The organism is Pseudonocardia sp. ICBG162, assembly GCF_020496225.1.
Taxonomy (GTDB): domain Bacteria; phylum Actinomycetota; class Actinomycetes; order Mycobacteriales; family Pseudonocardiaceae; genus Pseudonocardia; species Pseudonocardia alni.
This window is the reverse complement of sequence record NZ_JAHLJD010000031.1, coordinates 1,702,063-1,728,269: the sequence shown is the minus strand read 5'-3', so window position 1 is coordinate 1,728,269 and position 26,207 is coordinate 1,702,063. Positions and strand designations below refer to the sequence as shown.

The following is a 26,207-nucleotide window of genomic DNA, read 5'->3' as shown; positions in this document are numbered from 1 at the left end:
GCGGGATCGATGCGGCTCGAGCCTCAGCGCAGCCGGGAGATCAGCCGGAACACCAGCCACAGCAGCGCCGCTCCCCCGCAGACCAGGCCGATGCCGACCAGCACCGCTCCCAGGATCGGCCAGGTCAGGTCCGGACCGGGCGGGTCGGGGGCGCCGGGCGGGAGGTAGTACACGTACGGCTGGTCGTCCGGATCGGGCAGCACCCGGTCCAGCCAGGACGGCAGCAGCACCATCCCGCCGGTGAACAGGCACGACCCCGCGACGACGGCGAGCAGGCGCACCCGAGAAGGGTAGGCGGCGGTCCGACCGGTCACCATCACTCGACCCGGGCCCGGCGGTCCGCCATGCTGGTACCGGACCGCCCACCCGGCGGCTCCCCGGACGAGACGCGCCGTACCCGGAACGCCAAGACGACGCATCCCTTCCGGGAGGAGTTCGTCATGGCATGGATCTACCTCGTGGTCTCCGGTGTGCTGGAGACGGTGTGGGCCGCGGCGCTGTCGCAGAGCCGCGGGTTCAGCAGGCTCGGTCCGTCGCTGCTGTTCGCGGGCGCGCTCGCCCTGAGCATGAGCGGGCTGGCCCTGGCGTTGCGCGACCTGCCGGTCGGCACCGCGTACGCCGTGTGGGTCGGCATCGGCGCGGTCGGCACCGCGCTCTACGGCATGGCCGCCCTCGGCGAGCCGGCGACGACGGCGCGGCTGTTGTGCCTGCTCGCGATCGTCGCGGGTGTGGTGGGGCTGAAGGTCCTGCACTGAGTCCCGGTACGACGACGGGGCCGGCACCCCCGTGAGGAGCGCCGGCCCCGCCGTCTGGGAGCCCCTTACTCGAAGGGTCCGTCCTTCACCAGCCCGCCGGCCGGACCCTCGACGAAGCGCGGGTCAGGCTGCGGGATCTCGGTGTCGGTGCCGTTGACGCCGTCGGGCCGGTTGCTCGGCGAGAACGTGTCGGCGGCGTCGAGGAAGCTCGCCCCGAAGGTCCCGACGGTGGCTCCCACCGCGTCGAGGCCCTGGGTGGGGCTCTGTGTGCTGGGGTAGCCGTGACCCTCGTCGGTGTCGGCGGCGGCGATCCCGGCCAGCGGGAACGCCACGGCCGCGAGGGCGCCGACGGCGATCAGCGAGCGTCGCATCCGGTTCTTCATCGAATCCGTCCTTCGGTAGCGGGGAGCAGACCGTTCACACTAACGGCCCAGTGAGATGCGGCATACGGAGCACGCCGCACCCGGCTCACATGTTGTCGGCGCCGGCCTTGATGGCCTCGCGGATGCGGTTGTAGGTGCCGCACCGGCAGATGTTGCGGATCTCGTCCAGGGCCTCGTCGTCGATGGAGCGCCCCTCGGCCGCGCACCGCTTGACCAGGTCGATCGCCGCCATGATCTGGCCGGGCTGGCAGTAGCCGCACTGGGCGACGTCGTTGTCGATCCAGGCCTGCTGCATCGGGTGCAGCTCCTCGCCCTTCGCGATCCCCTCGATGGTGGTGATCTCGTCGGACTCGGAGATGGCGCCGACCGGCACCGAGCAGGGGTTGAACGCCTTGCCGTTGATGTGGCTGGTGCAGGCCTTGCAGACGTTGATCCCGCAGCCGTACTTCGGACCGGTCACCCCGAGCAGGTCGCGCAGGACCCAGAGCACCCGGACGTCGTCCTCGACGTCGACGGTGACCTTCTCGCCGTTGACCGTGAAGGTGTGGGAAGGCATGTCAGTCCTCTCAGCGGGCGACGTCGAGGCCGTTGGTCGGCGACGGCGGGATCGGCGGGACGGTCGGGTACGGCTCGAACGGCAGCGGCTCGTTGTGCAGGATCGGGAACTCGGTCGGGACCTTCCCGGTCGCGCGGGCGTAGGCGCAGGCGATCGCGCCGCAGGTCGCGGCCACGCCGAACTCGCCGGCTCCGCCGGGCTCGGGGGACTCGGAATCCTCGATGAGGACGATGTTCATCTCCGGCGGGGTGTTCCACTGCCGGGTGTAGAAGTAGTTGTCCCAGCTGGCCTCGATGAAGTGCCCGTCGTCGAGGTGCAGGCCCGACGTCAGCGTCATCGCGATGCCGTCGTTGATGCCGCCCATCATCTGGGCCTCGTAGCCACGCGGGTTGATGATCAAGCCGGCGTCGACGACGTAGGTCACCTTCGTGACGCGCGGACCGGTGCGCGCGGAACGGATCTTCCGGTCCACGGTCTCGGGGCGGCAGTCGAGCTCGACGACGGCGCAGGCGACGCCCTTGTACTCGACGTGCATCGCGATGCCCTGGGCGGTGCCCTTCGGCATCGACTTGCCCCAGTCCGCCTCCTGGGCGGCCCGGTCGACGACGTTCTTCCAGCGGGTCAGCTTGGTGTAGGCGGACCGGAACTCGTACGGGTCCTTGCCCATCTTCTCCGCGACCCGGTCCACCATCAGCTCCCGCGCAGTCGCCGTGTCGGGCGAGTAGATGTTGCGCATCGAGCTGGTGTTGAACCGCATGTCGACCTCGTTGAGCAGCGAGGTCGCGACGCCGACGTTGTACGGGTTGGTCTGGGTGAGCACGTAGAGGCTCTGCGAGACCGTGTAGTTGCCGCCCGGGGCCTTCTGCGCCGCCGCGGTGATCGCCTCGCCGAGACCGGGGTTGCCCTCGGTGGCCACGCTGGTGTGACGGATCTCGAAGCTCGTGACGGTGTCCCCGCTGACCTGGGCCCGCACCCGGCTGGTGGCCATCGGGTGCACCCGGCCCTGACGGGAGTCGTCGGCGCGGGTCCACATCAGCTTGACCGGCTTGCCCATCAGCTGGGAGACCTCGGCGGCCTCCTCCGCGGCGTCGAAGAAGAGCTTGCGGCCGAAGGAACCGCCGCCCTGGGTGACGTGGAAGGTGACGGCGTTCTGCGGGATGCCGAGCTTCTTCGCGATCTCGGCCTGGGCCGCGATCGGGTTCTTCGCCGGGCCCCAGATCTCGGCGGTGCCGCCGCGGACGTCGGCGATCGCGCAGTTGGTCTCCAGCGAGGAGTTGCTGCGGAAGTAGAACGTGAAGTCGCCCTCGATCGTCTCACCGGGGACCTGGGGGACGGCCAGCGGCAGCTCGCCCTGGCGCAGCTTCTCCAGGACCGAGCGGTCGTTCTCGCCCTCGACGGTGCCACCGTCCCAGGAGACGTCGAGCGCGTTCACGGCGTCGATCGCCTGGCCGAAGGTCTTCGCCCGCACCGCGACGCCGGTCGTCATCTCGACGACGTCGGTGACGCCCGGCATCCCACGGACCTCGTCGAGATTGTTGGCGCCCTGCGGGGCCGAGTTCAGGTTCGGGCCGCGGCAGATCACGGTCGGCAGGGCGTCGGGGATCTGCAGGTCGGTGGCGAACTGCTTCTTGCCGGTGACCATGGCGCGCGCATCGGACTTGGTCCGCGGCGTCCCGATGACGGTGAACTGCTCGCGGTCCTTCAGCACGACGTCGACGGCCTCGTTCGCCGCGCTCGACGCCAGCTCGGTGAGCTCGCCGAACGGCAGCTCCTCACCGTTGTTGCCGGTGATGAGGCCCTGGCGGCTGCGCAGCACGTTCACGTCCTGGCGCAGCTCGTTCGCCGCGGCGTCGAGCAGGCGCTTCTGCGCCAGCGCGGCGGCCACCCGGATCGGGGTGTAGGTGGAGAAGGTCGTGCTCGACCCGGCGGTGAGCTGGTTGAACACCAGCTCGGGGCGCGCGTCGGCCTGGGTGACGATGACCTGGTCGGGGTCCAGGTTCATCTCCTCGGCGATGATCATCTGCGTCGAGGTGATGATGCCCTGACCGTTGTCGGACCGGGGCAGGGCGAAGGAGACGGTGCCGTCGCGGTTGACCTCGATGCGGATGAGGTTCGCGGTCGGGCGCATGGAGTCGCGCAGCGCGTCGAGCAGGTCGTACAGCTCGGCGGGCAGTGGCGGCGACGGAACCGCGGCCGCGTTGGCCTGCGGGACTCCGGGGAACCAGGTCTGGCGCCCGATCTCGGCCGCGACGACCAGCGTGGGGGCGGCGACCAGGTAGCCGAGGAACCGCCGGCGGCTGACGTTCTTGCGGCCGTCGCCGGACGCCGGGCGCTCGGGGGCGGTGGCGCTGTGAGCGGGCATCGTTGTCCTCTCCGAATGTGCTGCGGTGCACGACCCGATGCGACGTCCGGTGCGGGGAGCGGGGGACGGCTGCGGGGCATTCGGGCGATCAACGACGTGCCTGATTCGACGGATACGCGTCGGTACGCGCGCTACGTGTCATGGGAAATCCGCTGCCGGACCGTCGGAGATACCTTGATTGGCAGGTCAACGAGTTGGCGCTCAGGGTCCCCTTACCCGCAGATGCGGATGACTCGCCGCCGCAAAGTCCGCAGGATGAGGTTGCTCTACTGGGAGGACACCACTCGTACGGGTGATCAGGTCGAGCCCGGCAGGCCCGGGACGGGTGCGCCACCGAGGGGAGTGCGCCCGCCGCCCGGACCCGTGCGGCGGGCGCTCGCCCTCACATCTTGTCGGCGCCGGCCTTGATCGCCTCGCGGATGCGGTTGTAGGTGCCGCACCGGCAGATGTTGCGGATCTCGTCCAGGGCCTCGTCGTCGATCGAGCGGCCCTCGGCCGAGCAGCGCTTCACCAGATCCACCGCGGCCATGATCTGGCCGGGCTGGCAGTACCCGCACTGGGCCACGTCGTTGTCGATCCAGGCCTGCTGCATCGGGTGCAGCTCCTCGCCCTTGGCCAGGCCCTCGATCGTCGTGATCTCGTCCGACTCCGACAGGGCACCCACCGGCACCGAGCACGGGTTGAACGCCTTGCCGTTGATGTGGCTCGTGCACGCCTTGCAGACGTTGATCCCGCAGCCGTACTTCGGACCGGTCACGCCCAGCAGGTCACGCAGGACCCAGAGCACCCGGACGTCGTCCTCGACGTCGACGGTGACCTTCTCGCCGTTGACCGTGAAGGTGTGGGAAGACATGTCGGGCTCCTCAGCGGGCGAAGTCGAGACCGTTGGTCGGCGACGGCGGGATCGGCGGGACGGTCGGGTACGGCTCGAACGGCAGCGGCTCGTGGTGCAGGATCGGGAAGTGGTCCGGCACCCGGCCGGTGGCCCGGGCGTAGGCGTTCGCGATGGCCCCGCAGGTCGGGGCGACGCCGAACTCACCGGCCCCGCCGGGCTCCGGCCGGCCGTTGTCGACCAGGTGGACCTGCAGGTCGAGCGGGGTGTTCCACTGCCGGGTGTAGAAGTAGTTGTCCCAGCTCGCCTCGACGAAGTGCCCGTCGACCAGGTGCAGGCCCGCGGTCAGCGTCATCGCGATCGCGTCGTTGATCCCGCCCATGATCTGGGCCTTGAAACCGAGCGGGTTGATGACCAGACCGCCGTCGACGGCGAAGACCGCCTTGGTCACGCGCGGACCGGTCCTCGCCTGGCGGACCTTCCGGTCCACGGTCTGCGGGCGGCAGTCGATCTCGACCAGGCAGGCGGCGAAGCCCTTGTACTCGACGTGGAACCCGATCCCCTGCGCGGTGCCGTCGGGCATCGACCGACCCCAGTCGCCCTCCTCCGCGACCCTGTCGAGCACGGCGCGCATGGCGTCGTTGCGGAGGAACTCGCGGCGGAACTCGTAGGAGTCCTTGCCCATCTTCTCGGCGATGCGGTCGACGATCAGGTCACGGGCGGTGCAGACGTCGGGCGAGTACACGTTGCGCATCGAGCCGGTGTTGAACCGCATGTCGACCTCGCTGAGCACCCGGGTCTGGGCACCGAAGTCGTACGGCGTGGCCTGGGTCAGCTCCCAGATCGACTCCGCGACCGAGAGCTGGCCGAGCGGGGCCTTCGCGGCGGCCGCGGTGACGGCGTCGCCGAAGCCGTGCCCGAAGTCGCAGGTGACGCCGGTGTGGCGCTGCTCGAAGCTGACGACGGACTCGCCGGAGACGACCGCCCGGATCCGGGAGGTGGCCATCGGGTGCACCCGGCCCTGGCGGGAGTCGTCGGCGCGCGACCAGATCAGCTTGACCGGCTTGCCGAGCTTCTGCGAGATCTCGGCGGCCTCCTTGGCCGCGTCGCCGAACAGCCGGCGGCCGAAGGAGCCGCCGCCCGGGACGATGTGGATGGTGACCGCGTTGACCGGCAGCCCGAGCTGCTCGGCGATGTCGTGCTGCACGGTGATCGGGATCTTCAGCGAGGTCCAGATCTCGCACCGGCCGTCCCGGACGTCGGCGATCGCGGTGTTGGTCTCCAGCGCCGAGCTGCTGCGGAAGTAGAAGGTGAAGTCGCCCTCGACGGTCTCCCCCGCCACCGACGGGACCGCCAGCGGCAGCTCGGCCGCCCGCACCTTCTGCAGCACCGACTCGTCGTTCTCGCCCTCGACGGTGCCGGCGTCCCACCGCACACGCAGCGCGTTCACGCCGTCGACGGCCTGGCCGTAGGTGTGCGCGCGCACGGCGACGCCGGTGGCGCACTCGACGACGTCGGTGACGCCCGGCATCGAGCGCACCTCGTCGGCGTTGGCGACCGACACCGGGGCGCAGTTCAGGTTCGGGCCGCGGCAGATCACCGTCGGCAGCGCGTCGGGGATCCTCAGGTCGGCGATGAACTGCTTGCGGCCGGTGACGATGTCGTGGGCCTGGGCGTTGCGCCGGTCGGTCCCGATGACCGTGAACTCCTCGCGCGGCTTGAGCACGACCTCGACCGAGCGGGTGGCGTCGACGGCCGCGGCCTCGGTGAGCTCGCCGAACGGGATGGCGCTGCCCCCGGCGCCGGTGATGAGCCCGGCGCGGCTGGTGAGGGTGTCCGCGTCCTGCTGGAGGAGGGCGGCGGCCGCGTCCAGCAGCCGGCCCTTGGCGATCGCCGCGGCGACCCGGATCGGGGTGTAGGTCGAGAACGTCGTGCTGGAGCCGCCGGTGAGCTGGTTGAACACCAGCTCCGGGCGCGAGTCGGCCAGGGTGACCGTCACCTGGTCCGGGTCGAGGTCCATCTCCTCGGCGATGATCATCGCGGTCGAGGTGATGATCCCCTGCCCGTTGTCCGACCGCGGCAGCTGGAACGACACCGTGCCGTCCCGGTTCACCTCCACCCGGATCAGGGCCGAGGTCGGCCGGGAGGTGTCCCGGATCGCGTCGAGCAGGTCGTAGGTGTCGGCGAGCTGGGGCGGCGACGGGATGGCCGCGGCCGAGGCCCCCGGCGGGGCGAACAGCTGCTGGCGGCCGACCTCGGCGGCGACGACGAGGGTGGGGGCCGCGACCAGGTAGCCGAGGAATCGGCGACGGCTGACGTCACGGCGTCCGGTGCGTGCACGAGTCGGGGCAGACATCGTTGTCCTCTCCTTCGCTCCGTGGCCCTGGGGAGCGGCCGACGGAGTCCGTTGGAGAGCGGAACGAGAGGGCGGCCGTCGTGATGCGCCCGCCGATGTGACGTACGGAACCCGGCGAGATCCGCACGACGTCGACGATCGGCAGGGACGTGTCCGCAGATGCGGGTCCGGTGTGTCTCACAGGTCCGAATCAGGAGGTTGCGTGCCGGATATTCCGTTCACCTGTTCGAGCGAGCATCACTACCAACTTCAGTGGGTGCGGCGGCCGGCGCGCAGCAGCTTCACGAAGGTCCAGGGCAGCACGACCAGCGCACCCAGGACACCGGCGATCCCGGCGACGATGATCGCCCAGTGCCCGGCGCCCGGCTCCGGGGTCGCCGCGAGGCCCGCGACCAGCACCAGCGCCGGGACGGCGACGATCCCCGGCCACACCAGCGTGCCGAGCCACTTCTCCCCGACCGTCCAGGAGCGCCCGGTCCACAGCATCACGACACCGGCGAGCCAGCCGACGACGGGCAGCACGAAGCCGCCGAGCATCAGCATCAGGACGGTGAGGACGGGGTACGCGTCCGGGTCGCCGGGGCGGGCGGGCTCCGGGGTGCCGTGGCCGTGCGGGGTGGTGGTCATCGTGGTCATCTCCAGCTCCTCGTATCGGGGTGTGCACCCACTGTCGCGCCGGAGGGGGGTCGGCCACATCGGAGCCGGGAATGATCCACGGCGTAGGACCACGGTCGGAGACGACCGGAGACCGCTCCGCCCGTCACCGGCCGCCCGGCCCACCCGGCGCGACGTCCCGCGGTGCGCCGTCGGCTACACGAGCCGGGCAGCGCCGGGGCCGGTGAGCGCCTCCCCGGGGACACGTCGTCCGCAGACCGCGGCGAGCAGGTACGCCGCCCGGCCGCGTACCTCGGCACCGTCGCCGCGTACCGGGCCGGTGTCGGTCGCGACCAGTCGCAACCCGTCGATCGTCGTCCCGAACGAGCGCAGGTGCTCCGGGCGCATCGAGGCCAGCACGGTCGTCGCACGTTCAGGGGAGACGTGCTCGAGGCCCCAGTGCGAGCGCGACGTCCAGGCCGTGGATCACGTCGTGTGAGAGCGCGCCGACCGGGCCACCACCGGGTGGTGACCACGGGTCCTCGACGTGCGCGTCGAGACAGGCCACCAGCTCGCCCGGGGTGAGTGCCGCCGCGTCGTCGCGCGCGGCGCGGTCGGCGAACCGGTCGAAGGACCCCCGCGCCCGCACCACACCGAGCAGCAACCGCGGGACCGACCAGCGGAACGGCATCGTCGTGTGGGCCAGGACGTCCCGCACCCGCCAGCCGGTGCAGAGCGACGGCACGTCCCACTCGTCGTCGGACAGGCCGGAGTAGAGGGTGACCTGGGCGCGGCGTTCGTCCGCCGCCATGGGGTGCACGGTTCGCATGCCGGTAGCGACCCGGCCCGGCCGCCGATCTCATCGGTGGGCCCCGGCGGCCCGGCTGCCACCGTCACCGCCACCGACGACAGAGGGCCGGACCCCCGACTCGGGGATCCGGCCCTCTGACCAGCGGTAGCGGTGGGATTTGAACCCACGGAGGCGTGAACCTCACGCGCTTTCGAGGCGCGCTCCTTCGGCCGCTCGGACACGCTACCGCCGACAAGGTTACAAGAGGCTCAGTCGCGGTCGGCGCACGGGGTCCGGCCGAAGAACTCGCGCAGCAGGGCGGCCGCCTCACCTGCGCGGACCCCGCCGACGACCTCGGGACGGTGCGCGAGCCGCCGGTCGCGCAGCACGTCCCACAGCGAGCCCGCGGCGCCGGTCTTGGGCTCCCACGCCCCGAACACGACGCGCTCGACCCGGGCCAGCCCGATCGCGCCGGCGCACATGGTGCACGGCTCGACGGTCACGGCGAGGGTCGTCCCGGTCAGCCGCCACTCCCCCACGACGGCCGCGGCGGCGCGCAGGGCGAGCACCTCGGCGTGCGCGGTCGGGTCACCGGTGGCCTCGCGGGCGTTGCAGGCCGCGGCGAGCTCGGTGCCGTCGGCGGCGAACACGACCGCACCGATCGGGATGTCCCCGGTCGCCGCGGCACCGCGCGCGACGTCGAGGGCACGGCCCAGCGCGAGCCGGTCGGCCGGGCGGAACAACTCAGGAGCCGACGAGCTCGTCCAGCTGGACGGCGAACCCGCAGCGGCGGGCGATGGTGTCCAGCTGCTCGTCGGGGTAGAGCTCGAGGTCGGAGACGAGGATCTCCAGCTCGTCGGCGGGCAGGCCGAGGTCGGCCAGGATGCCGAGGTCGCCCTCCGGCCAGGCGTCGTCGAGGGCGTCGTCGTCCGGGGGGAGCTCGACGCGGAGCAGGTCGAGCACGTCCGCGGCGATGTCGTAGTCCAGCGCGGCGACGGCGTCGGAGATCAGCAGCCGCACCCCGCCCGCGGACGGGCGGAGGAGGACGAAGAACTCGTCGTCGACGTCGAGGAGGCCGAGCACCGCACCGGTGGAGCGCTGCGCGCGCAACGCGGTGATCGCCGCGTCGAGGTCCACGAGCGCCTCGGAATCCAGCCGGACACAGCGCCAACGGCCCTCCTCCCGGATCGCGGCGACCGCGAATCCGGGCAGGGCGGCGCCACGGGTGTCCGGGGCTGCCTCGACGCTCTGTGTGGCCACGCGCCAACGGTACGTCGCTCCGGGCTTGTGAGTCACGCCACGACCAGGTACGCGTGGTCACACCGGGCCCGCGGGCGCCGGACGGGCTCCGGTCAGCGACGATCGGTCCATGCCCATCACGCCCGCCTCGGTCGCGGGGCTCCCCGGCGGCCTGCTCGAGGCCGCCCGCGTCCTGCAGCCGCGGACGGTCGCGCTGCGCCGGGAGCTGCACCGGGCACCGGAGCTCGGACTGCACCTGCCCCGCACCCGGGACGCGGTCCTGCGGGCCCTCGACGGGCTGCCGCTGCGGATCCGCACGGGCGGGTCCTGCACCTCGGTGACCGCCGTCCTCGACGGCGACCGTCCCGGGCCGACGGTGCTCCTGCGGGGCGACATGGACGCGCTGCCGCTGTCCGAGGACACCGGACTGGACTTCGCCTCGGGCACCGCCGGCGCCATGCACGCCTGCGGGCACGACACCCACACCGCCATGCTCGCCTCGGCCGCGCGGCTGCTCGCGGACCGGCGGGACCGGATCGCCGGCCGGGTGGTGTTCATGTTCCAGCCGGGCGAGGAGGGGTTCCACGGCGCCCGGCACATGATCGACGAGGGCGTGCTCGACGAGGACCCCGAGCTGGCCTACGCCCTGCACATCACCTCGACGGTGCCGACGGGGCAGCTCCACCACCGGCCGGGCCCGATCATGGCGGCCGCGGACGTGCTGCGGGTCCGGGTGACCGGCCGCGGCGGGCACGCCTCGGCCCCGCAGGACGCCTGCGACCCGGTCCCCGCCGCCGCGGCGATGGTCGGCGGCCTGCAGACCCTGCTGACCCGCCGGGTCGGGCCGCAGGAGTCCGCGGTCCTCACGGTGTCCCGCATCGAGGCGGGCACCACCGACAACGTCATCCCGGAGACCGCGGAGCTGACCGGGACCCTGCGGACGTTGTCACAGCCGGTGCGCACGCTGCTGCACCGGGCGGTCACCGAGCACTGCCGGCACACCGCGCTGGCCTACGGCTGCACGGCCGAGGCGGAGATCGTCCCGGGCTACCCCGTCACCCGCAACGACGACCGCGCGACCGCCGGGCTGGTGCGCGTCGCGGAGAAGGTGCTCGGCCGCGGCGCCTGCGTCGCCATGCCGGACCCGCTGATGGGCTCGGAGGACTTCTCCTACGTGCTGGACCGGGTGCCGGGCTCGCTGGCCTTCCTGGGGGCGCGGCCGCCGTCGGTCGACCCGGCCCTCGCCCCGCCGAACCACTCGAACCGGGTGGTGTTCGACGAGGCCGCGTTCCCGGCGGGGGTCGCCGTCCACGCGGGTCTGGCGCTGGCCGCGACCGGCTGAGCCCCGCCCGGTACGCGACGGCGCCGCACCCCGTTGCGGGATGCGGCGCCGGGAGCGCGGACGCTCAGACGGTCTCCTCGACCTGCACGGCCGGGGCCACGCGGCCGTAGCCCTTCCAGTTGCGCTGGGCGTAGGCGGCCAGCGCGGAGGTGACCGCCAGGCCCACCCCCGTGCTCGCGATGATCGACAGGAAAACGGCGCTCGACACAGCCATGACGGCTCCTCCTCACACGGGCACGCGCCGGGTCCGGTGACCGGGTCCGGATGACCCGGGCGGAGTCGCGACGCTTGCGAGTCCCACGGGCGCTACCTGCGCCCACCGACCACGGTCCCACGTCGGAAAAGCGCTGTCCCGCCTGCGGAAGTACCGAATCGGATGACTCCGCTCACAGACACGTCGGCGCCTCATCCGGCAATGGGAGCGACGTCTCGTTAACGTCGGAGAGAACTGTTCAACGAAACGGACAGAACGCCACGGATCGACAGTTTCCCGACGAAAGCTTCACCCGTGGCGTGCACTGTCGCCAGGGGGAACGCGTGGACGACACAGCAGAGGGGGCGGTCGACGGCGTCACCGTCACCGAGCCCGCGACCATGCGCCGCGCTGTTGCGGCGGCCGCGGTCGGCAACATCACCGAATGGTTCGACTTCGGTGTCTACGGTTATCTGGCCACGACCATCGAGGCCGAATTCTTCCCACCCGGGCCGCTGTCCCAGGTGGCGGTGTTCGCGACGTTCGCGATCGCCTTCTTCTTCCGTCCGCTGGGCGGCCTGTTCTTCGGCCCGCTGGGCGACCGCATCGGCCGGACCAAGGTCCTGTCGATCACGGTCATCCTGATGGCGCTGGGCACCTTCCTGATCGGGCTCATCCCGTCCTACGCCTCGATCGGGCTGGCCGCGCCGATCCTGCTCGTCGCCGCCCGCGTCCTGCAGGGCTTCTCCACCGGCGGTGAGTACGCCGGCGCCATGACCTTCATCGCCGAGTACGCCCCGGACCGTCGTCGCGGGTACCTCGGCAGCTTCCTGGAGCTCGGCACGTTCGTCGGCTACGCGCTCGGCGCCACCATCGCCTCGGTGCTGCCGCTGGTGCTCAGCCCGGAGAACATGTCGAGCTGGGGCTGGCGGATCCCGTTCTTCGTCGCGCTGCCGCTGGGCATCGTCGGGGTGTACCTGCGGGTCAAGCTGGAGGAGACCCCGGCCTTCCAGAACATGCTCTCGGAGTCCGAGGAGCGCGAGGGCACCCAGGTGAAGGACGGCCTCAAGCTGATCTTCACGAAGTACCTGCCGACCTTCATCATGGTCGGTGGCGTCGTCGTCGCCTAGAACGTCACGAACTACATGCTGACCAGCTACATGCCGACCTACCTGGAGACCACGGTCGACCAGCACGGCGGCACCGCGATCGACTCCAGCACGTCGTCGTGGCTGCAGATCGCCGTGCTGTGGCTGGCGGTGTTCGCCATCCCGCTGCTCGGACGGCTCTCCGACCGGATCGGGCGCAAGCCGATCATGTGGACCGGCGCGGCGGGCCTGATCGTGCTCGGCATCCCGATGATCCTGCTGATGCAGAACGGCTCGATCCCGTCGGTGTTCCTCGGGCTGCTGCTCATGGGCGTGCTGCTGATCTGCTTCTCCTCGACCGGCCCCTCGACGCTGCCCGCGCTGTTCCCGACCCAGATCCGCTACGGCGGGCTGTCGATCGCGTTCAACATCTTCGTCTCCGCGTTCGCCGGCACCGTGTCGCTGGTGATGTCGGCGCTCGTCCTCGCCACCGGGGACCTGCTGTGGCCGGGCTACTACCTAATCGCCGCCGGGGTGATCGGCGTCGTCACGCTGCTGTTCCTGCCCGAGACGGCGCGGCGTCCGCTGCGCGACGGGCAGCCGTCGGCGTCGTCGCCGGAGGAGGCCCGCGAGATCGCCAGGGAGATGGCCGCGCGCTGATCACCGGTTGTCGGAGTCGGGGAGCGACGGCACGCTGAGCGCGTGCTGCCGCTCCCCGATCTGCTGCGGGCCCTCGACTCCGGGGAGCTCTCGCCGTCCGAGCACGTCGACGACGTGCTGTCCCGGCTGGAGTCCGACACGACCAACTGCGTGGTCGCCCTCGACGCCGACCGGGCCCGCGAGCGGGCCGCCGAGCTGACCGCGCTGTCCGCGGCGGGACGACGGCTGGGGCCGCTGCACGGCGTCGCCGTCGGGATCAAGGACCTGGTCGACGTCACCGGGCTCCCGACCCGGTGCGGCTCGCGGCTGCTGGCCGACGCCGCTCCCGCGACCGCCGACGCACCGGTCGTGACGATGCTGCGGGCCGCGGGGGCCGTGGTCGTCGCGAAGCTCCACACCCACGAGTTCGCCTACGGCCCCACCGGCGACGTCGCCGCCACCGGCCCGGCCCGCAACCCGCACGACCCGGCCCGGATCACGGGCGGCTCGTCGTCCGGGTCCGCCGCGGCCGTCGCCGCCGGGCACCTCGCGCTGGCCGTCGGGACCGACACCGGGGCGAGCGTGCGGACCCCGGCCGCGCTGTGCGGCGTCGCCGGGCTGAAGCCGCGGCGCGGGGCCATCCCGGGTGAGCGGGTGTTCCCGCTGGCCGAGTCGTTCGACACGGTCGGGCTGCTGGCCGCCGACGCCGCCTCGCTCGCCGTCGCCCGGACCGCGCTCGGGGAGCCCGGCGCGTCGGCCGCGGCGGTGCTGCCCCGGATCGGCGTCGCCGACGACGACTGGTGGCGCCCGCACGACCCGGTGATCGCCGACGCCGTCCGGGCCGCGGCCGACGCGCTCACCGCGCTCGGCGCACCCGTCGCCGCCCAGGACACCCCCGGCGTCGCCGAGCTCGCCGCCACCTACCCGGTGATCACCGGCGCGGAGGCCTACGCGACCCACCGGCGCTGGTTCGCCGAGCGCCGCGACGAGTACCAGCCTGCGACGGCCGCCCGGCTCGCCCCGCACGCCGAGGCGCCGGCGCACCTCTACGTCGACGCCCGGCGCGAGCGCCGCCGGATCGGGCGCGCCCTGCTCGACCGGCTCGGGGCCTCCTGCGACGTGCTGCTCTGCCCCACCACCCGGCTGCGGGCCACCCCGATCGGCGCGACCGAGCACGACGGGGTGCCGGTGCTGCCGTCGATGCTGCAGCTGACCTCGCCGTTCAACCTGCTCGACCGGCCCGTCGTCGCGCTGCCGGTCCCGGTGCCGGGGCTGCCCGCGGGGGTGCAGCTGGTGGGGGTCACCGTCGGTGAGGACGTGCTGCTGGGGCTGGCGCGGGCGCTGGAGAGGGCGTTGCGGTGATCCTCCCGGTGGCGGTGGCGCGCGGGGTCGCCGCGGGCGAGGTCGACCGCGTGTACCGCCGCTGGGCGCGGTCCCGGGTGGCCGTGGGCTCGACGCTGCGCACCGCCGCCGGAGTGGTCGAGATCGTCACCGTCGACGAGGTGGACCCGGACCGCATCACCGACGACGACGCCCGCGCCGCGGGCGAGCCCTCCGCCGACCGGGTGCGCCGCGCGTTCCGCGGAACGCGGTCCGACCCGGTGTTCCGCATCGGGCTGCGCTTCGCCGGGGTCGACCCGCGGGAGTCGCTGCGGGACGCGACCGGGGACCTCGACGACGTCGTCGCGGCCCTGGACCGGATGGACCGCCGCTCGCGCCGGGGGCCCTGGACCCGGCCGACGCTGCGGCTGGTCGCCGAGCTGCCGGGGGTACGGGCCGCCGAGCTCGCGGAGCGGGCCGGGCGCGACACCCCGGCGTTCAAGCGCGACGTCCGCGCGCTCAAGGAGCTGGGCCTGACCGAGAGCCTGGAGGTCGGCTACCGGCTCTCCCCCCCCCCCCCCCGCGGGGCCGCGCTGCTCGCCGGACCGTGATCACCGGTTGTGGGGTCCGGGGTGCGCCGTCCGTGCCTCTGCGCTCCACAACCGGTGATCACTGGGTCGGGCGGTGCGACGAGCGGAGTCCGCGCGGGGCCGGGAACCGCGGTCTCTACCCTCGTGACGCATGCGAGCGGTGTGCGTGCTGGGGACCGGACTGATCGGCGGGTCGCTGCTGCGGGCCGCGGCCCGCGCCGGGCGTGAGGTGTGGGGCACCGCCGCGTCCGAGCCGACCGCGGCCGCCGCCGTCGCCGACGGGTTCGACGTCACCACCGACACCGACGCCGCGCTGGCCCGGGCCGCCGAGGCCGACGCGCTGGTCGTCGTGTGCGTCCCGCTGACCGCGCTGGAAGCGGTGCTGCGCCGCGTCGACGCGGTCGCCCCCACCTGCCGGCTCACCGACGCGGTCAGCGTGAAGGTGCCGGTCGCCGACGCGGTCGCCCAGTTCGCGCCCCGCACCCGGTTCGTCGGCGGGCACCCGATGGCCGGCACCGCCGAGTCCGGCTGGCCCGCCGGGTCCGCGGCCCTGTTCACCGACGCCGCCTGGGTGGTCGCCGCCGACGACGGTCTCGACGTCGAGGTGTGGCGCGACGTCGCCGAGCTGGCCTGGGACTGCGGGTCCCGGGTGGTGCCCGCGGCCGTCGACGAGCACGACGTCGCCGTCGCCCGGATCTCGCACCTGCCGCACCTGTTCGCCGCGGTGCTCGCCTCCGTCGGCGCCGGTGAGCAGGGCGACGACCTCGCCCTCGCCCTGTCGGCGAGCTCGTTCGCCGACGGCACCCGGGTCGCCGGGACCCGTCCCGAGCTGGTCCTGGCGATGTGCGAGGGCAACCGGGGCGCGCTGCTCGCCGCCGTCGACGACGCGCTGGGCAGGCTCGGCGCGATGCGCGGGGCGCTGGCCTCCACCGGTGGGCTGGCCGCGACCGTGCGCTCCGGGCACGAGGCGCGGATGCGGTGGGCCTCGACCCGCGAGCCGCTGGAGGTGCCGGTCGACCTCGGCGCGCCGGACGTGTTCGCCGAGCTGCGCGAGCTCGGCCGCCGCGGCGACGTCGTCGAGCCGGTGAAGCGCTAGAGCGTCACCCGGGACGCGATGCCCGGGTAGTCGAGGACGAAGCCGTCGTCGTCGACGGTCATGTCGGCGGCGAACGAGCCCGCGGCGAAGCCGACGACCGCGGGCGTGCCGGGCGACCCGGCCGTCACGGTGCGGTAGGTCTGCTCGGTGTTCTCGACGGTCAGCGTCGGGAGGTCGACGAACACCATCGGCAGCACGTGCTCGGCGGGCTCGCGGTGCAGGGCGAGGCGCCGGACCGGGAGCGCGTTGAACACCGGGCTGAAGGCGAGGTCCACGTCGCGGGCGCCGCCGAAGTGGCCGCGGCTGCCGCCGGAGCCGTCGTCGACCAGCCAGACGCCGTCGGTGCTGCGCGACAGCGTGAGCTGCTGCTCCCCCTCGGCGGTGGCGACGTCGACGGCGAGCCGCGACAGCGTCCCGTCGCCGGCGACGACGAGCCGGTAGGACGCGGTGAGCACCCCGCCCGCCCCGCCGCGGATGATCCGGCCGACGGCACGGAAGCCGCCGCCGTTGGTCGTGATGCGCGCCGACTCCATGCCCGCGGCGCCGTCGGTCTCGGGGTCGGACCGCCAGGTCAGCATGACCGCCACGCGCGTCACCTCCGGGTCGTCGATGTCGGGCACACCGAACCACATCGCCGCACGGACCACGCGAACGGGTGATGATCGGGCGTCCTCAGCGGGGCTCCCGGCGGACGTCGGCGGCGTCGACGTCGTCGCGGATCCCGCGGAAGACCGGCTGCCGCAGCCGGCCGGCCGCCGTCCACCCGAGGTGGGCGACCTCGGCGACGACCGTCGGGGAGCACCAGCGTGCGCCCGCGGCGTCGACCCGGGGCAGGACCTGCGCGAACGGCGACTCAGGTGCCCCGGTCAGCCGGGCGGTGAGCAGCTCCTGCACCGCCGCCCCGGCCAGCCCGGACCCGACCCGGCCGGCGAACTCCAGCCCGTCCGGCCCGGGGACACCGAGCAGCAGCGCCCCGATCCGCCCCGCACCACCGGACCTCTCGGGCTTCCAGCCGCCCACCACACACGACTGCGAGTGCCGGTGGGCGATCTTCACCCAGTCCGGGCTGCGCCGGCCCGGCCGGTACCGCGAGTCCTCCCGCTTGGCGACGACGCCCTCCAGCCCCCGCGACGCCGTCACCTCCAGCAGGGCGGCCCCGTCCGGGTAGAGCGGCGAGGTCTCGACGTGCGGGGTCGCGGACAGGTCGAGCCGTTCCAGGGTGGCCCGGCGCTCGGCCAGCGGGCGGTCGAGCAGCGGCACCCCGTAGAGGCGCAGCACGTCGAACACCATGAACGTGACCGGGCGGCCGCCCGCGGGGCCGTGGATCCGGTGGGCGAGCGCGGCGAAGCTGGGGACACCACCGTCGAGCAGCACCACCTCGCCGTCGAGGAGCACGTCGGGGGCCAGGTCCACCAGACCGGCGAGCTCGGGGAAGTTCGCGGTGACATCGCGGCCGGAACGGGTACGCAGGCGCAGTGCCGGGTCGCCACCGCCGTCGGTGACCTCGGCCAGCACGCGCATGCCGTCCCACTTGACCTCGAACGACCAGCCGGCCCCGGTCGGCAGGGGTCCGGGGGTGGCGAGCATGGGCTGCACACCGTCATGCTGTCACTCCGGACGGCACGCGAGGGGGGACCGCATGCGCGCGATCTGGAGCGGGGCCGTGTCCTTCGGGCTGGTCAGTGTGCCGATCAAGGTCTATTCGGCGACGTCCAACCACGACGTCCGGTTCCACCAGGTGCACGGTGAGGACGGCGGCCGCATCCGCTACAAGCGGACCTGCGAGGTGTGCGGCGAGGAGGTCACCTACGCCGACATCGTGAAGGGCTTTGAGACCCCTGACGGCGAGCTGATCACCCTCGACGACTCCGACCTCGCGTCGCTGCCCGTGAAGACGGGGCACGAGATCGACGTCATCGAGTTCGTGCCGAACGACCAGATCGACCCGATGCTGTTCGACAAGAGCTACTACCTGGAGCCGGAGACCAAGGCCGCCAAGCCCTACGCGCTGCTGCGCGAGGCGCTCGAGGAGACCGACCGCACCGCCGTGGTGAAGGTGGCGCTGCGCCAGCGCGAGACCCTCGCGCTGCTGCGGGTGCGCGGCAAGGCGATCGTGCTCCAGACCCTCATCTGGCAGGACGAGATCCGCGAGCCGGAGTTCGACATCCTCGACAACGAGGTCGACCTCAAGCCGCAGGAACTGAAGATGGCGTCGTCGCTGGTCGAGAGCATGGGCGCGGACTTCGACCCGTCGGAGTTCCACGACGAGTACCGCGACGCGATGGCCGACCTCATCGAGGAGAAGCGCTCCGACGGCGACGCCCGCCCGGCGCCCGCCGCGGAGGCCGCCGACGACGGCGGGGACTCGATGAGCGACCTGCTGTCGGCACTGCAGGCCAGTGTGGACGCGGCCCGGTCGACGAAGTCGGATGCCGGGTCGGGTTCCGGGTCGACGGAGAAGAAGGCCCCGGCCCGGCGGTCGTCCTCCCGGTCGAAGAAGACCGAGGAGCCGGAGAAGACCGGGGAGAAGGACACCGGGACCGACGACGCGAAGCCCGCGAAGCCGGCCACCACACGTCGGCGGTCGACGAAGAAGACCGCCTGACCGACGCCCCTCAGGGGCCGAAGCTGGACTCCGGCGGCGCCTGGTCGTTCTGCAGGGCGCCGAACAGCGCCTGGGCCCGGGTGCGGTCCCAACGCAGGTTCGACCCGCCCGCGCTGCCGCCGATCGGGACGGTCGTCTGCACGCCGTCGCCGCCGGAGACGCCCTTCATCCCCCAGGCCAGGCCGGCGAGGTTCCAGATGTGGTCGGAGTCGTCGACGGTGATGGTGCCGGTCACCGCGGACGCCAGCGGGACCATCCGGAACGGGTTGATCAGGGTGAGCGGGCTGGTGGCCTTGCCGAGCAGCGCGGAGAGGAACTCGCGCTGCCGCTTGACGCGGTCGAAGTCCGAGCCGGGCGTCGCGCGGGTGCGGACGTAGCCGAGCGCGGTCGTCCCGTCGAGCTCCTGGCAGCCGGCCTGGATGTCCAGCCCGGCCTTCGGGTCGTCGATGGCGCGGGGGACGCACATGTCCACCCCGCCGACGGCGTCGACGGCGCCGACGAACCCGCCGAAGCCGACCTCGACGTAGTGGTCGATGCGCAGGCCGGTGGCACCCTCGACGGTCTCGACGAGCAGCTCCGGGCCGCCGAACGCGAACGCCGCGTTGACCTTGTTGCTGCCCTTCCCGGGGATCGGGAGGTAGGAGTCACGGGGGATGGAGACGAGCACGCTGCCGGAGCTGCCGGTGTGCAGCAGCATGATCGTGTCGGTGCGCTGGCCCGCCGCGTCGCCGGTGGCGAGGCGTTCCTCGTCCTCGGCGGAGAGTCCCTCGCGGCTGTCCGAGCCCACGATCAGGTAGTTCGTCCCCGACGACGACGCCTGGGAGTCCGCGGGCAGCGCCTGCACCCGGGTCATGTTCTGGTCGAGGTAGACGCCGAACCCGACGAACGCGACCAGCAGTAGGATCAGCACGGCCTTCCAGCGCCCACGGGTGGCACGGCGGACGCGGCGCCAGTCCGGCATCGACGGGCCGCGGGTGACCCGGCCGTCGCGGGGGGCCTGCGACGCGGGATGCACCCCGGCGCCCGCTCCCCCGGCCCCGGCTCCGGCGGGACGCGGCATGACCGGGCCACGCGTCGGCGCGGCGGCCCGGGTCGGTGGCGGCGCCCCGGCGGCGCGGCCGGGCGGCGGCTTGCGCAGCGGTCCGCGGCCCCCGCGCGACGGCGGGGCCCCGGGCGGCTGCTGCGGCGGGGACGGCGGCGGGAGCGGACGGCCCCCGTGTCCGGGGAGCGGGTTGCGGGGCTGGTTCGTCCAGCCGGGACTGCCGGGCCGCGCGGGACGGCCGCCGCGCGGCGGCTCGCCCTGCGGCGGGCGCCCGCCCGCGGGGGGCGGGCCGCGGAAGTCTCCGGCCATGCCTGTGCCACCCTCCGATCGGCCCGGATCCTGGGCATTCGTGGCCGACGATACTGCGCGCCGTCGTCCCCGGGACGCCGGGCGAGAGGGTCACCCCGCCCACCTGCGGTGTTCCACCCGACCGGGTGCGCGGGGGATGATCGTCGACGATGGACCTCCCCCTGCACGAGGACGACCTGGACGCCGAGGGCGTGATCCGGGCGTCGGCGATCACCCCGCACCGCCCGGACATGCCGGCCGCGGCGGTGCTGTGCTGGTTCCCCGAGGTCGTCGAGGACGTCGGGACCCGCTCCGAGGCGGTGACCGTGCTGCGCAGCGAGCTCGGCCGCAGCCCGGTGTGGCGCACGACCGGGCCCGGCGGGACACCGGTCGCGGTACTGCACCCGGGCGTCGGCGCGCCGCTGGCGGCGATGTTCCTGGAGCACCTCGCGGCGCTGGGCGTCCGCACCGTCGTCGGGGTCGGCGGGGCCGGGGCGCTGCGACACGAGCTGACGCTGGGGCACGCCGTCGTCCTGGGCAGCGCGCTGCGCGACGAGGGCACCTCGTTCCACTACCAGCCGCCGTCGCGGACGATCGACGCCGACCCGGACGGCGTCGACGCGGTGGTCCGGGTGCTCGACGAGGCCGGGGTGCCGCATGTCGTCGGGCGGTGCTGGACCACCGACGCCGTGTTCCGGGAGACCCCGGCGCGGGTCGCGCGGCGCCGCGACGAGGGCTGCGCGGTGGTCGACATGGAGGCGTCCGCGCTGGTCGCGGCCGCGCGCCGGATCGGGGTCGGCTACGGCCAGGTGTTCCTCGCCGCGGACTCGCTCGCCGGGCCGGAGTGGGAGCACCGCGGCTGGACCAGCGCCCGCGAGGCCCGGGCGGGGCTGTTCGGCCTGGCGCTGGCCGCCGCCGAGACCTGGGACGCGGGTCGGGCGGGCACCGGGCCGGAGGCGCACCCGGCGGGCGGGACCGGCACGCCCTAGCGTCTGCGGGCATGCGCGTCCTCGTCACCGGCGGTGCCGGATTCATCGGGTCCCACGTCGCCGACCGCTTCGTCGCGGACGGCCACGAGGTCGTCCTGCTCGACGCGCTGCTGCCGCAGGCGCACGGCGGGGAGGCTCCGGAGCTGGACCACGAGCTGGTCCGCGGCGACGTGCGCGACGCCGACACCCTGTCCCGGCTCCTGCCGGGGGTGGACGCGGTCTGCCACCAGGCCGCGATGGTCGGGCACGGTGTCTCCCCCGCCGACGCCCCCGACTACGCCTCCCACAACGACCTGGGCACCGCGGTGCTGCTGGCGCAGATGCACGCCGCGAAGGTGGACCGGCTCGTGCTGGCCGGGTCGATGGTCGTCTACGGGGAGGGCCGCTACGACTGCGCCGACCACGGCGTCGTCCGGCCCGGGCCGCGTGCGCTCGACGACATCGAGGCCGGCCGCTACGAGCCCCGCTGCCCGGAGTGCGGCAAGGACCTGGAGTCCGGCCTCGTCCCGGAGTCCGCGCCGGTCGACCCGCGCAGCACCTACGCCGCCACCAAGCTCGCCCAGGAGCACCTCGCGAGCGCCTGGGCCCGCCAGACCGGCGGGACGGTGTGGTCGCTGCGCTACCACAACGTCTACGGCCCGCGGATGCCCCGCGACACCCCCTACGCGGGCGTCGCGTCGATCTTCCGGTCCTCGCTGGAGCGCGGTGAGGCGCCGCGGGTGATGGAGGACGGCCGGCAGCGCCGGGACTTCGTGCACGTCACCGACGTCGCCGCCGCCAACGCCGCCGCACTCGTCGCCGACCCGGAGCCGACCGGCTTCGGCGCCGCGAACGTCTGCTCCGGCGAGCCGCACACCATCGGCGACCTCGCCGCCGAGCTGGCCCGCGCGATGGACGGCCCCGAGCCCGTGATCGTCGGCGGTGCCCGGCCCGGCGACGTGCGCCACGTCGTCGCCGATCCGGCCTACGCCGCGGCCCGGCTGGGCTTCCGCGCCCGGACCACCTTCACCGACGGGGTGACGGCGTTCGCGACCGACCCACTCCGTTCACCGATCACCACGAACCGCTGAGGGGCGCCGTTCGAACCTCCTGCGGGACCCTCCCGCATTCGGCGGGCGGTGGCCCGGCGGAGAGGTGAAGATCGCGACGTGCACCCGGAGATCGTGCTGCCGTGCCTCGACGAGGCGGAGGCGCTGCCCTACGTCCTGAAGCGGATGCCCGACGACTGGCCGGTGATCGTCGTCGACAACGGGTCGACCGACGACACCGCGGCGGTCGCGCGCGGGCACGGGGCGCGGGTGGTCGTCGAACCGCGTCGCGGCTACGGCGCGGCCGTGCACGCCGGGCTGGAGGCGGCCACCGGTGAACTCGTGGCCTTCCTCGACGGCGACGGCTCCCTCGACGCCGACGTGCTGCCCGGCATGGCCGAGACCGTCGCGTCCGGCCGCGCCGACATCGCCGTCGGACGGCGCGTGCCGGACACGGTCGGGGTGTGGCCCTGGCACGCCCGTGCGGCGAACGCGGTGATCGCCGGGATGCTGCGGACCCGAGGGGTCCCGGTGCACGACATCGCCCCGATCCGGGTCGCACGCCGGCAGGCGCTGCTGGACCTGCGGGTCGAGGACCGGGCGTTCGGCTACCCGCTGGAGCTGCTGCTGCGGGCGGGCCGGGCGGGCTGGCGGTTCGACGAGATCCCGGTCGCCTACTCCCGGCGGGCCGGCGGGCGGTCCAAGGTCTCCGGCTCGGTCAAGGGCACCGTCCGGGCCGGGCGCGACATGATCCGGCTGCTGCGATGACCGGCCCCGTCACCACCGTCGTCCTCGCGAAGGCGCCCGAGCCGGGCCGGGTCAAGACGCGGCTGTGTCCGCCCGCGACGCCGGAGCTCGCCGCGGCGATCGCCTCGGCGGCGCTGCTCGACACCCTCGAGGCCGCCGCCGGGGTGGCCGGCGACACCGTCGTCGCGATGACCGGGGACCGGGCCGCCGCCGTCGGCGCGGCCGAGCTGGCCGCCGCGCTGGACGGGCTCGCCGTCGTCGCGCAGCGCGGGGAGGGACTGGCCGCGCGGATCGCCGCCGCGCACGCCGACGCCGCCGCGCTGCACCCGGGCCGCCCGACCCTGCAGGTCGGGATGGACACCCCGCAGGCCACGGCCGGGCTGCTGTCCCACTGTGCGGACCGGCTCGCCGAACCGGGTGTGGACGCCGTCCTCGGCCCCGCGACCGACGGCGGCTGGTGGGTGCTGGGCCTGCGCGACCCGCTCGCCGCCACCGCGCTGCACGGCGTGCCGATGTCGACCGCCGAGACCGGCGGCCGGACGCTGGACGCGCTGCGGGCCGCCGGCCTGCGGGTGGCCCTCGCCGAGCCGCTGACCGACGTCGACACGGCCGCGGAGGCCGTCGCCGTCGCCGCGCAGGTCCCGGGGAGCCGCTTCGCCCGCGCCGTCGCCGAGCTGAGGCTGCGATGTCCGGAGGTGTCGGCGTGACCGTGACCGCCGAGGGCTTCGACATGCCGCTGTCCGGCGCCCCCTCCCGCCTGCTCTGTGACGACGGCACCGAGATCGCGCTGGACGTCGACCGCTGGGCCGACGCCGCCGGTGGCTGCGACGACTGGCTGCTGCGCCACTGCACGGGCCCCACCCTCGATCTCGGCTGCGGACCCGGCCGGCTGCTCGTCGCGCTCGCCGCGCGCGGGATCGCCGCCCTCGGCGTCGACGGTTCCGCCGTCTCCCGGGTGCTGTGCCACCGCCGCAGCGTCGCGATGGTCCAGGCCGACCTGTTCGGCCCGCTGCCCGGCGAGGGCAGCTGGTCCCATGTGCTGCTCGCCGACGGCAACATCGGCATCGGCGGCGACCCGGTCGCCCTGCTCACCCGGGCCGTCCGGCTGCTCACCCACGGCGGGACGGTGCTGGTGGAGGCCGACCCGCGCCCCGAACACACGTGGCGCGGTACCGCCCGGGTGCTGTGCGGCAGCGGTGCGGGCGAGCCGATCCCGTGGGCCGCGCAGGGCGCGGTGCCGCTCGCCGTGACGGCCGGGCGGGCCGGTCTGCGGGTGACCGACGTGCACCTCGGCGCCCGGGTGTTCCTGGAGCTGACCGGGCCGTGAGGCGGGCGGTGCGGTGGCGCAGCCCGATCCGGGGCCCCTGGCTGACCTCGATGTTCGCGCTGCCGCTGCTCGTCGGGCTCCCCGTCGTGGCGTTCACCGGGCTGCTCGACCGGCTCGCCTACGGCCGGGGACAGGCCATCCCGGCCGCCGACGCCGTCGGCGGGCTGCAGCTGCCGTGGTGGGACTGGCCCGCGTCGCCGGCCTGGCTGTTCCGGCTCACCGAGGGTCTGCACGTCGGGCTCGGGATCGTGCTGGTGCCGCTGGTCCTGGCGAAGCTGTGGTCGGTCATCCCGAAGCTGTTCACCGCACCCGAACGCAACCCGGTGACGCTCCTGGAACGGCTGTCGCTGGTGCTGCTGGTCGGCTCGATCCTGTTCCTGATCGTCACCGGCCTGCTGAACGTCCAGTACGACTACGTCTTCGGCTTCTCGTTCTACGACGGCCACTACGCCGCGGCCTGGGTGTTCCTGGCCTCGTTCGCGCTGCACGTGGTCACGAAGCTCCCGACGATGGTCCGCTCGCTGCGGGGCCGCTCGCTGCGCACCGAGCTGGTCACGCCGCTCGCCGCCACCCGGCCCGAGCCGGCACACCCACTGGTCGCGCCGGACCCGGACCCCCCGACGATGTCGCGGCGCGGCGCGCTCGCCCTGGTCGGCGGCGGGATGCTGTTCGTCGCGGCGCTGACCGTCGGACAGTTCACCGACCGGCTCCGGTCGACGGCGCTGCTGCTGCCCCGGGGCCGGACGACGGCGCCCGACAGCACCGAGCGGGGCGGCCCGAACGACTTCCCGGTCAATCGCACGTTCGTCGCGTCCGGCATCGCCCCGGCCGCGGTCGGGAGCGCCTGGACGCTGACCCTGACCGGCGGCACGGCACCGGTGGTGCTCGACCGGGCGGCGCTGGCCGCGCTGCCGCAGCACACCGCGGAGCTGCCGATCGCCTGCGTCGAGGGCTGGTCGACCTCGCAGGTGTGGACGGGGGTGCGGCTGACCGACCTGGCCCGCGCCGCGGGCGTCACCGACCCGGAGACCGCGGAGGTGCGGTCGGTCGAGGTGGGGAGCCCGTTCGCCCGCGCGCTGCTCAACCGCGGCCAGACGCTGTCGCCGGACTCGCTGCTCGCGCTGCGGGTCAACGGCGCCGAGCTGTCACCCGACCACGGGTACCCGGCGCGGCTGATCGTCCCGGCGCTCCCCGGGGTGCACAACACCAAGTGGGTCGCGACGATCGGGTTCTCCCGTGCTGCTCCTCGGTAGCCGCCTGCTCGCCGCCCTCGGCTGCTTCGCGCTCGCCGGGTGGGCGGTGTACGCGATCGTCGGCGGGTCCCCGGACCTGGTCACGATGGCCTGGTGGTTCGCCGGCGCGGTCCTGCTGCACGACCTCGTGCTGTTCCCGCTCTACGCCGTCGGGGACCGGCTGCTGCTGCTCGCGCTGCCCCGCACCCGGGTTCCGCTGGTCAACCACGTGCGGATCCCGGTGCTCGGCTCCGGGCTCGCGCTGCTGATGTTCCTGCCCGGGATCATCCGGCAGGGCGCGCTGAGCACGCTGAACGCGACCGGGCTGGACCAGGAGCCGTACCGGATGCGGTGGGTGTGGCTGACCGTCGTGCTGTTCGCCGTCTCCGCGCTGGTCTGGACGGTGCGGACACTGCTCGCCCGCCGGGCAGTATCGGAGCCATGAGCGAACCCGTCTTCGACAAGCGCGACCAGCTCGACAAGGTCGCCGCCGGCCTGCTGGAGGGCGAGCGGATCATCGCCGTCTACGACGCGATCGGCGCCGGCACCGGCTTCCTCGGCCTCACCGACCTGCGGGCGGTCCTGCAGGACAACTCCTTCGTCGGCAAGCGCACCGCGATCACCTCGATCCCCTACGGCCGGATCTCCTCGGTCTCGTTCGTCGCCGACCGGAACCTGCTGGGCCGGTTCGCGAGCTCCAGCCAGATCGCGATCACCGTCGGGGCGGCCGTGCACGAGGTGGCCTTCCGCGGCGACGACAAGGCCCGCCACGCCCACGACGTGATCCTCTGGCACCTGACCCGGTCGTGACCGG

Annotated in this window: 31 protein-coding genes, 1 tRNA gene and 1 riboswitch; of the genes, 16 read left to right on the top strand and 16 right to left on the bottom strand. The window is 73.7% G+C overall.

The window, feature by feature from the left end; genetic code table 11:
• Positions 1-23: 23 nt before the first annotated feature.
• A complete protein-coding gene (locus KPL60_RS33155; protein ID WP_226354740.1) occupies positions 24-281 on the bottom strand; it encodes a hypothetical protein in 258 nt (85 codons plus the stop codon).
• A gap of 72 nt (positions 282-353) precedes the next feature.
• Positions 354-420: riboswitch (guanidine-III (ykkC-III) riboswitch) on the top strand.
• Between the two features lie 20 nt (positions 421-440).
• Between KPL60_RS33155 and KPL60_RS33150 the strand changes: the two genes are divergently transcribed.
• Positions 441-755, top strand: coding sequence for a multidrug efflux SMR transporter (locus KPL60_RS33150; RefSeq protein WP_226368226.1), 315 nt, complete (start codon positions 441-443; stop codon positions 753-755).
• A 65-nt stretch (positions 756-820) separates the two neighbouring features.
• On the opposite strand, the gene KPL60_RS33145 is transcribed toward KPL60_RS33150, so the two are convergent.
• The 11 genes from KPL60_RS33145 to KPL60_RS33095 form a co-directional block, all read right to left on the bottom strand.
• Positions 821-1,138 (bottom strand): hypothetical protein, encoded by a 318-nt coding sequence (locus KPL60_RS33145; RefSeq protein ID WP_226354738.1) that lies wholly within the window; start codon positions 1,136-1,138, stop codon positions 821-823.
• Positions 1,139-1,223: 85 nt separating this feature from the next.
• Positions 1,224-1,694, bottom strand: coding sequence for a (2Fe-2S)-binding protein (locus KPL60_RS33140; RefSeq protein WP_226368225.1), 471 nt, complete (start codon positions 1,692-1,694; stop codon positions 1,224-1,226).
• 10 nt (positions 1,695-1,704) lie between these two features.
• Positions 1,705-4,056 carry a molybdopterin cofactor-binding domain-containing protein gene (locus KPL60_RS33135; RefSeq protein WP_226368224.1) on the bottom strand — a complete coding sequence of 784 codons (2,352 nt, stop codon included), beginning with the start codon at positions 4,054-4,056 and terminating at the stop codon, positions 1,705-1,707.
• Positions 4,057-4,438: 382 nt separating this feature from the next.
• Positions 4,439-4,909, bottom strand: coding sequence for a (2Fe-2S)-binding protein (locus KPL60_RS33130; protein ID WP_226354735.1), 471 nt, complete (start codon positions 4,907-4,909; stop codon positions 4,439-4,441).
• Positions 4,910-4,919: 10 nt separating this feature from the next.
• A complete protein-coding gene (locus KPL60_RS33125; protein WP_226368223.1) occupies positions 4,920-7,244 on the bottom strand; it encodes a molybdopterin cofactor-binding domain-containing protein in 2,325 nt (774 codons plus the stop codon).
• A gap of 249 nt (positions 7,245-7,493) precedes the next feature.
• Complete coding sequence (locus tag KPL60_RS33120; RefSeq protein WP_226368222.1) at positions 7,494-7,880, bottom strand: hypothetical protein; 387 nt, start codon at positions 7,878-7,880, stop codon at positions 7,494-7,496.
• Positions 7,881-8,054: 174 nt separating this feature from the next.
• Positions 8,055-8,258, bottom strand: a complete 204-nt coding sequence (locus KPL60_RS33115) for a hypothetical protein (RefSeq protein WP_226368221.1) — start codon at positions 8,256-8,258, stop codon at positions 8,055-8,057.
• A 13-nt stretch (positions 8,259-8,271) separates the two neighbouring features.
• Positions 8,272-8,649, bottom strand: coding sequence for a maleylpyruvate isomerase family mycothiol-dependent enzyme (locus KPL60_RS33110; RefSeq protein WP_226368220.1), 378 nt, complete (start codon positions 8,647-8,649; stop codon positions 8,272-8,274).
• Between the two features lie 142 nt (positions 8,650-8,791).
• Positions 8,792-8,876, bottom strand: a tRNA-Ser gene (locus KPL60_RS33105).
• A gap of 21 nt (positions 8,877-8,897) precedes the next feature.
• The gene (locus KPL60_RS33100) at positions 8,898-9,371 is read right to left on the bottom strand and encodes a nucleoside deaminase (protein WP_226368219.1); all 474 of its coding nucleotides are present in this window, start codon (positions 9,369-9,371) and stop codon (positions 8,898-8,900) included.
• Between the two features lies 1 nt (position 9,372).
• Entirely contained in the window at positions 9,373-9,888 is a 516-nt protein-coding gene (locus KPL60_RS33095) for a tRNA adenosine deaminase-associated protein (protein ID WP_226354730.1), read from the bottom strand.
• A 109-nt stretch (positions 9,889-9,997) separates the two neighbouring features.
• On the opposite strand from KPL60_RS33095, the gene KPL60_RS33090 reads away from it, so the two are divergent.
• Complete coding sequence (locus tag KPL60_RS33090; protein ID WP_226368218.1) at positions 9,998-11,209, top strand: M20 family metallopeptidase; 1,212 nt, start codon at positions 9,998-10,000, stop codon at positions 11,207-11,209.
• 64 nt (positions 11,210-11,273) lie between these two features.
• Here KPL60_RS33090 and KPL60_RS33085 read toward each other — a convergent pair whose 3' ends face one another.
• Positions 11,274-11,423, bottom strand: a complete 150-nt coding sequence (locus tag KPL60_RS33085; protein ID WP_226354728.1) for a hypothetical protein — start codon at positions 11,421-11,423, stop codon at positions 11,274-11,276.
• Positions 11,424-11,746: 323 nt separating this feature from the next.
• Between KPL60_RS33085 and KPL60_RS35025 the strand changes: the two genes are divergently transcribed.
• The 5 genes from KPL60_RS35025 to KPL60_RS33065 all read left to right on the top strand — a co-directional run bounded on the left by KPL60_RS35025 (position 11,747) and on the right by KPL60_RS33065 (position 16,135).
• Positions 11,747-12,532 carry an MFS transporter gene (locus KPL60_RS35025; RefSeq protein WP_308016885.1) on the top strand — a complete coding sequence of 262 codons (786 nt, stop codon included), beginning with the start codon at positions 11,747-11,749 and terminating at the stop codon, positions 12,530-12,532.
• Positions 12,533-12,547: 15 nt separating this feature from the next.
• A complete protein-coding gene (locus tag KPL60_RS35020) occupies positions 12,548-13,150 on the top strand; it encodes an MFS transporter (protein WP_308016884.1) in 603 nt (200 codons plus the stop codon).
• 42 nt (positions 13,151-13,192) lie between these two features.
• Positions 13,193-14,491: an amidase gene (locus KPL60_RS33075; protein ID WP_226368217.1), complete on the top strand. Its 1,299-nt coding sequence runs from the start codon at positions 13,193-13,195 to the stop codon at positions 14,489-14,491.
• A complete protein-coding gene (locus KPL60_RS33070; protein WP_226368216.1) occupies positions 14,488-15,060 on the top strand; it encodes a hypothetical protein in 573 nt (190 codons plus the stop codon). The genes KPL60_RS33075 and KPL60_RS33070 overlap by 4 nt, the downstream gene beginning before the upstream one ends.
• Positions 15,061-15,190: 130 nt before the next feature.
• Complete coding sequence (locus tag KPL60_RS33065) at positions 15,191-16,135, top strand: prephenate dehydrogenase (protein ID WP_226354726.1); 945 nt, start codon at positions 15,191-15,193, stop codon at positions 16,133-16,135.
• On the opposite strand, the gene KPL60_RS33060 is transcribed toward KPL60_RS33065, so the two are convergent.
• The gene (locus KPL60_RS33060) at positions 16,132-16,755 is read right to left on the bottom strand and encodes a putative glycolipid-binding domain-containing protein (protein ID WP_226354725.1); all 624 of its coding nucleotides are present in this window, start codon (positions 16,753-16,755) and stop codon (positions 16,132-16,134) included. The genes KPL60_RS33065 and KPL60_RS33060 overlap by 4 nt on opposite strands.
• 52 nt (positions 16,756-16,807) lie before the next feature.
• A complete protein-coding gene (gene ligD / locus KPL60_RS33055) occupies positions 16,808-17,722 on the bottom strand; it encodes a non-homologous end-joining DNA ligase (protein WP_226368289.1) in 915 nt (304 codons plus the stop codon).
• Between the two features lie 52 nt (positions 17,723-17,774).
• On the opposite strand from ligD, the gene KPL60_RS33050 reads away from it, so the two are divergent.
• The gene (locus KPL60_RS33050) at positions 17,775-18,740 is read left to right on the top strand and encodes a Ku protein (RefSeq protein ID WP_226368215.1); all 966 of its coding nucleotides are present in this window, start codon (positions 17,775-17,777) and stop codon (positions 18,738-18,740) included.
• Between the two features lie 10 nt (positions 18,741-18,750).
• Here KPL60_RS33050 and KPL60_RS33045 read toward each other — a convergent pair whose 3' ends face one another.
• Positions 18,751-20,091, bottom strand: a complete 1,341-nt coding sequence (locus KPL60_RS33045; protein ID WP_226354722.1) for an LCP family protein — start codon at positions 20,089-20,091, stop codon at positions 18,751-18,753.
• A 149-nt stretch (positions 20,092-20,240) separates the two neighbouring features.
• Between KPL60_RS33045 and KPL60_RS33040 the strand changes: the two genes are divergently transcribed.
• From KPL60_RS33040 to KPL60_RS33005, 8 genes are all read left to right on the top strand, one after another.
• Entirely contained in the window at positions 20,241-21,059 is an 819-nt protein-coding gene (locus KPL60_RS33040) for a nucleoside phosphorylase (RefSeq protein ID WP_226368214.1), read from the top strand.
• Positions 21,060-21,070: 11 nt separating this feature from the next.
• The gene (locus KPL60_RS33035; RefSeq protein WP_226368213.1) at positions 21,071-22,129 is read left to right on the top strand and encodes an NAD(P)-dependent oxidoreductase; all 1,059 of its coding nucleotides are present in this window, start codon (positions 21,071-21,073) and stop codon (positions 22,127-22,129) included.
• Between the two features lie 78 nt (positions 22,130-22,207).
• On the top strand, positions 22,208-22,855 hold the full coding sequence (locus KPL60_RS33030; RefSeq protein WP_062399497.1) for a glycosyltransferase family 2 protein: 648 nt from the start codon (positions 22,208-22,210) through the stop codon (positions 22,853-22,855).
• Positions 22,852-23,541 carry a DUF2064 domain-containing protein gene (locus KPL60_RS33025; protein ID WP_062399495.1) on the top strand — a complete coding sequence of 230 codons (690 nt, stop codon included), beginning with the start codon at positions 22,852-22,854 and terminating at the stop codon, positions 23,539-23,541. The genes KPL60_RS33030 and KPL60_RS33025 overlap by 4 nt, the downstream gene beginning before the upstream one ends.
• Positions 23,538-24,161, top strand: coding sequence for a class I SAM-dependent methyltransferase (locus KPL60_RS33020; RefSeq protein ID WP_226368212.1), 624 nt, complete (start codon positions 23,538-23,540; stop codon positions 24,159-24,161). The genes KPL60_RS33025 and KPL60_RS33020 overlap by 4 nt, the downstream gene beginning before the upstream one ends.
• Complete coding sequence (locus KPL60_RS33015) at positions 24,158-25,414, top strand: molybdopterin-dependent oxidoreductase (protein ID WP_226368211.1); 1,257 nt, start codon at positions 24,158-24,160, stop codon at positions 25,412-25,414. Before KPL60_RS33020 ends, KPL60_RS33015 begins: the two co-directional genes overlap by 4 nt.
• Positions 25,398-25,838, top strand: coding sequence for a hypothetical protein (locus KPL60_RS33010; protein WP_226368210.1), 441 nt, complete (start codon positions 25,398-25,400; stop codon positions 25,836-25,838). The genes KPL60_RS33015 and KPL60_RS33010 overlap by 17 nt, the downstream gene beginning before the upstream one ends.
• Complete coding sequence (locus KPL60_RS33005; RefSeq protein ID WP_062399487.1) at positions 25,835-26,203, top strand: hypothetical protein; 369 nt, start codon at positions 25,835-25,837, stop codon at positions 26,201-26,203. Before KPL60_RS33010 ends, KPL60_RS33005 begins: the two co-directional genes overlap by 4 nt.
• Positions 26,204-26,207: the final 4 nt, after the last annotated feature.

What these genes read in the sequence shown, in the direction of transcription:
- KPL60_RS33150 (WP_226368226.1), top strand. Translation starts at nt 441, where the DNA reads ATGGCATGGATCTACCTCGTGGTCTCCGGTGTGCTGGAGACGGTGTGG.
- KPL60_RS33145 (WP_226354738.1), bottom strand. Translation starts at nt 1,138, where the DNA reads ATGAAGAACCGGATGCGACGCTCGCTGATCGCCGTCGGCGCCCTCGCG.
- KPL60_RS33140 (WP_226368225.1), bottom strand. Translation starts at nt 1,694, where the DNA reads ATGCCTTCCCACACCTTCACGGTCAACGGCGAGAAGGTCACCGTCGAC.
- KPL60_RS33135 (WP_226368224.1), bottom strand. Translation starts at nt 4,056, where the DNA reads ATGCCCGCTCACAGCGCCACCGCCCCCGAGCGCCCGGCGTCCGGCGAC.
- KPL60_RS33130 (WP_226354735.1), bottom strand. Translation starts at nt 4,909, where the DNA reads ATGTCTTCCCACACCTTCACGGTCAACGGCGAGAAGGTCACCGTCGAC.
- KPL60_RS33125 (WP_226368223.1), bottom strand. Translation starts at nt 7,244, where the DNA reads ATGTCTGCCCCGACTCGTGCACGCACCGGACGCCGTGACGTCAGCCGT.
- KPL60_RS33120 (WP_226368222.1), bottom strand. Translation starts at nt 7,880, where the DNA reads ATGACCACGATGACCACCACCCCGCACGGCCACGGCACCCCGGAGCCC.
- KPL60_RS33110 (WP_226368220.1), bottom strand. Translation starts at nt 8,649, where the DNA reads ATGGCGGCGGACGAACGCCGCGCCCAGGTCACCCTCTACTCCGGCCTG.
- KPL60_RS33090 (WP_226368218.1), top strand. Translation starts at nt 9,998, where the DNA reads ATGCCCATCACGCCCGCCTCGGTCGCGGGGCTCCCCGGCGGCCTGCTC.
- KPL60_RS33085 (WP_226354728.1), bottom strand. Translation starts at nt 11,423, where the DNA reads ATGGCTGTGTCGAGCGCCGTTTTCCTGTCGATCATCGCGAGCACGGGG.
- KPL60_RS35020 (WP_308016884.1), top strand. Translation starts at nt 12,548, where the DNA reads ATGCTGACCAGCTACATGCCGACCTACCTGGAGACCACGGTCGACCAG.
- KPL60_RS33065 (WP_226354726.1), top strand. Translation starts at nt 15,191, where the DNA reads ATGCGAGCGGTGTGCGTGCTGGGGACCGGACTGATCGGCGGGTCGCTG.
- ligD (WP_226368289.1), bottom strand. Translation starts at nt 17,722, where the DNA reads ATGCTCGCCACCCCCGGACCCCTGCCGACCGGGGCCGGCTGGTCGTTC.
- KPL60_RS33050 (WP_226368215.1), top strand. Translation starts at nt 17,775, where the DNA reads ATGCGCGCGATCTGGAGCGGGGCCGTGTCCTTCGGGCTGGTCAGTGTG.
- KPL60_RS33045 (WP_226354722.1), bottom strand. Translation starts at nt 20,091, where the DNA reads ATGGCCGGAGACTTCCGCGGCCCGCCCCCCGCGGGCGGGCGCCCGCCG.
- KPL60_RS33040 (WP_226368214.1), top strand. Translation starts at nt 20,241, where the DNA reads ATGGACCTCCCCCTGCACGAGGACGACCTGGACGCCGAGGGCGTGATC.
- KPL60_RS33035 (WP_226368213.1), top strand. Translation starts at nt 21,071, where the DNA reads ATGCGCGTCCTCGTCACCGGCGGTGCCGGATTCATCGGGTCCCACGTC.
- KPL60_RS33025 (WP_062399495.1), top strand. Translation starts at nt 22,852, where the DNA reads ATGACCGGCCCCGTCACCACCGTCGTCCTCGCGAAGGCGCCCGAGCCG.
- KPL60_RS33005 (WP_062399487.1), top strand. Translation starts at nt 25,835, where the DNA reads ATGAGCGAACCCGTCTTCGACAAGCGCGACCAGCTCGACAAGGTCGCC.